Raw genomic sequence first — 4,092 nt, 5'->3', positions numbered from 1 at the left:
TTGAACGCCTTCGAGATCGCCTTCGACGGCCGACTCTCCGCCGGCCGCCGCTAACTCAACCCAACCGAGTTACACCGTTCACTGGACACACCCAACGCCCACGCGGAACGCCCGGCCGGGAAGCCCGGCCGAGCGCTCCGCTCAGGTGTGCGGGTCGGGGTCAGAACTGGGTGCTGACCGTGACGCCGCTGAAGTCGGTGACGGCGTACAGGCTGAGGTACCGGTAGCCGGCGGTGGGGTTGGTGACGGTGAGGGACTGGGTGGTGCCGGTGCCGGTGGAGGAGGCGGTGAAGGCCTTCGGCGAGGCCCAGGTGTCCGCGTTGTAGTAGAGGTGCGCGGTGCCGGTGCCGCCGGAGGTGGTGACCTTCAGCGTGGTCGTTCCGGCCGGCAGGTAGACGTACAGGTAGTCGAGGTTGCCGGCGGTCGCGGCGCGGCCGCCGCGGGAGCAGTTCCGGCCCATCGCGTCGGCGCGCTGCTCGGTGCAGGCCGGCAGGACGACCGGGGCGGCCGTCACGGTGACGGTGGCCGGGGTGGTGGAGATCCGGCCGGTGTCGTCGGTGGTGGTCAGGGCGACGGTGTAGCTGCCGGCCGCCGCGTAGGTGTGGCTCGGGTTGCGCTCGTCCGAGGAGGTGCCGTCGCCGAAGGTCCAGTGCCAGGCGGTGATCCGGCCGGAACCGGTCTGCACCGACCGGTCGTTCACGCTGACGGTCGCGCCGTTCACCGAGGTGTCGAACAGGGCGGTCGGGCCGGGGTTGTAGCAGGCGCCGCCGGCGCAGGCGTCGAGCCAGGCGTCGAAGTCGGCGTCGTAGGAGGTGCCGAGGCTGTTGTAGACCGCGTAGCCGCCGGGGTAGTCACCGACGCGGAACCGGGCCAGCATGGCCTGGACGTCGGCCGGGTGCTTCTCCACCATGTACCGGGTGGCCAGGTAGCCCCACGGGTAGACGCGGGTCGAGTCCGAGTTGCCGGGGGTGCTCTGGAAGAGGGTGCTGAGCTTGTAGGTGTGCTTGGCGGCCTGGGCCATCGCGTCGGTGTCGGTGGCGCCGCGGTAGCTGTGCGAGACGTACTCGGCGAGGCCCTCGACCCACCAGATGTCCGGGACGGACATCTGGGTGCGGTAGTTGCCCTTGAGGTCGTAGATGCTGTCGAGGTAGTGGGTGTACTCGTGGTTGAGGTTCCACACCCGGGCCGGGTCGTTGTTGTTCCAGGTCTTCTGGTACATCACGGTCGCGGCCAGCTTGTTCGGGTCGGTCGCGTCCATGACGGTCTGGCCGCCGTTGTCGGTGTCGTTGCCGAAGATCGCCCACGAGTAGGTGGTGTAGTCGGTCTTGTTGGCGAAGATCCCGAAGGTGACGTTCTGGGCGTACTGGTTCGGGATCGGCCCGTTGTCCTTGACCACGCCGTGGAAGAAGGCGTCCTGGTTGCGCAGGCTGGCGCAGACGGTGGCCAGTTCCTCGGCCGACAGCGCCTGGGCCTGGATGGTCCGGTTGTCGCAGACCAGCTGGTGCGGCAGGACCACCGAGGTGAGCTTGGCGGGCAGGTTGCAGATGTCGTAGTACGAGCACTGGCCGCTGTTGTAGTACGCGGCCTGGACGGCCGTGTGCACGTACAGCGGCGCCGCCGGCGTCAGCAGCGGCGCGGCGTCCAGCACCTTCCTGACCAGCGGCTTGACCAGGGCCTCGACGGCGGGGCCGCTCCCGGCCATCCGGGCCAGGTCGTTGCCCGCGTTGGTGTCGAGGACCTCGTTGGGCCCGCCGATCAGGTCCTTGTGGTTGATCGCGAAGTCGGCGAGGGAGACGGCGAGGCTCGGGTCGGCGGCGACCGCCCTGACGAAGTCCTGGTTCGAGTTGCCCCGCCAGAGCGGGTACTGCAGCACGGAGTTGACCGCGCCGACCATCTTCGGGACCGCGTTGTAGGAGTTGTTGTAGTCGTCCAGTATCCGCTTGTAGACGCCCAGGTAGCCGGCCTGGACGTTGGCGCTGTCGGTGAGCCACACCACGTCCCTGAGCACGATGCCGTTGCCCTCGGTGACGTCGTGCCAGCGGGCCCCGGCGAAGAACGCGTCCAGGGCGGCCCGGACGGCGGTGGTGAGCTCGCCGGTGTACGGGCCGGCCGCGTCGGGGTAGTAGAACTGGATGTAGTAGCCCACCTGCAGGTAGAGCGCCAGCTGCTGGATGCCGGCCGAGTTGTCGCCGATGTAGCCGGCCGCCAGGTCCTTGAAGGCGGCCGCGACGGACAGCATCCGGGACTGCCGGAAGATGCCCGGGTCGGCGCCACCGCTGCTGTACAGCCCCCGGATGCACTCCGGGGTCGAGCTCTTGATGAACGCGACCAGGTCGGCCCCGGTGCGGGCGGCGAAGTCGGCCGGGGTGCAGGCCTGCGCGGCGGCAGCGGCCGCGTCCGCGCCGGAAAGGGCCTGCGGGGCAAGGGACTTGGGCGCGACGGGGGCGGCCGTCGCGGCCGTTGCGGCCGTTGTGGCCGGCCCGCCCATGAGTCGCTCGCCGATCAGCGCCGGGGGCAGCGGGGCCGCGGGCGCGGCGGGCTCCTCGGAGCCCGCCGTCGCGCCGGCGGTGGGCGCGGTGGGTGCGGCGGGTGCGTTCGGGTCGGTCGGGGTCGGGGTCGGGGCGGCCGCGGCCGCGGTCAGGGCCGGGGCGGCGGTGACGGTGGCGGGTGCCGCGAAGGCCTGGGCCGGCAGCACGGCGGTGGCCGTGGCACAACAGGCGACGACGCCGGCCGCGAGCGTGGAGAGTCTTGTGCGCAGGAGCACGCCGAGTCCTTCTTCGAGTGGGGGCAGCCCGACGTGGGGTCGGACTGAGTGAAGGAGATGAGGAGATTGGCGTGGATCCTGTCACTGACCGGCCATCAGAACAATGTCACAGGTTATATGGCACGCGATTTTCAGCCACCTCGCGCCCACCACGCCCCGATACGTGGCTGACCTGCGACGGTCCGGTCCGGGGGCGGCGCGGCGGACGGGCGCCGGAGGTCCGGCAGGTCACGAGCCAGGAGATTTGCCCGAGGCCGCGCGGGCCGGCGGGCCACCCGGAGTGGCCGATCTCCGCCCCCGCCCGTAAAGGCGGACCCCGGGCCAGGGCGCCGCCCACGCCCCACGGCCGCCCCCACCGGGCCGCGGGCCCCTTCACCCCCACTCCGACCCCTCGGCCAGCCGGCGGTACCACCAGAACTCCGTGCGCCACCGGCGCCGGTGAGCGAACGGGTCGGGGAGAGTGCGACGCAGGAACACCGCATCCAGCGGCCTCACGAGTCGGCCGAGCTCGGCGCGCGCCCGTCCCGGCAGTCTCTCCAGGACCTCCTCCAGCACGTCACGTGCGTGCCTGACGTCCTCGAACGAACACCCCGAGCACGAGCAGGACGACTCCCGCGGATACAGTGGACGCCTTCCCGGCGGGTGCAGGAACTCGCGGTATCGCCGCAACGCCCGGTCGGTGGCACCCGGGTGCAAGTAGAAGCCGGCGCTCAGGCGCTCGACCCGGTACACCGCCCGGCTCGCCCCGGCGGAGAGCCCGTGAATCCGGAACGGCGGGGCCGGCCCCCGGATTCGGGAAACCGGTCGCTCAGTGCGCAGCGCGCGTGGACGCCTACGCGGCATCGGCCTTTCGACACATGATCACGGGAGTCATGATGCCAGGTGGGACTTCGCCGCCGCACCCGGCCTCCGGCGACCGTTGCCGCCCTCGTCGCCCCGTGAGGGGCAGCAACGGGCGGAACACGAGGAGCCCTCCGAGTCCGTCGACGACGAACCCATCAGGCGCATCGCCCTCTCCGGGCCGCCAGTGCGGCGCCAAGTCCTAATGGGGTCCGGGATTTGCGCGGACAGCACGATGAGCCGGAAGCATCCGATCATGCCCGGCTCATTTGCGGCTTTTGCTTTGACTGTTCGTTCAATTGGCGGTTCTGGTCATTGGGACCCGGGCTCCGGCTCGGTTCCACGGTCGGTGAACGGTATCCGTGTTTCCGATCCCGGGTTTCGTGCTCGGCGTTTCTTGTTGTGTGTGTGGTGTGGTGTGGGGTTAGGGGAAGATGTTGTGGCCGGGGGTGAGGGTGTGGGTGGGGTCGTAGGTGTTTTTGGCGTTG

Annotated in this window: 1 protein-coding gene; it reads right to left on the bottom strand. The window is 70.5% G+C overall.

Annotated features, from left to right (window positions below; all coding sequences use genetic code 11):
- Positions 1-160: 160 nt before the first annotated feature.
- On the bottom strand, positions 161-2,764 hold the full coding sequence (locus ACGFSC_RS42820) for a collagenase (protein WP_359915566.1): 2,604 nt from the start codon (positions 2,762-2,764) through the stop codon (positions 161-163).
- Positions 2,765-4,092 lie beyond the last annotated feature (1,328 nt).

This window comes from Kitasatospora sp. NPDC048715, assembly GCF_043198905.1.
Classification (GTDB): Bacteria; Actinomycetota; Actinomycetes; order Streptomycetales; family Streptomycetaceae; genus Kitasatospora; species Kitasatospora lactacystinica.
The sequence above is the reverse complement of the archived record's forward strand: the minus strand, read 5'-3'. Positions and strand labels throughout refer to the sequence as shown.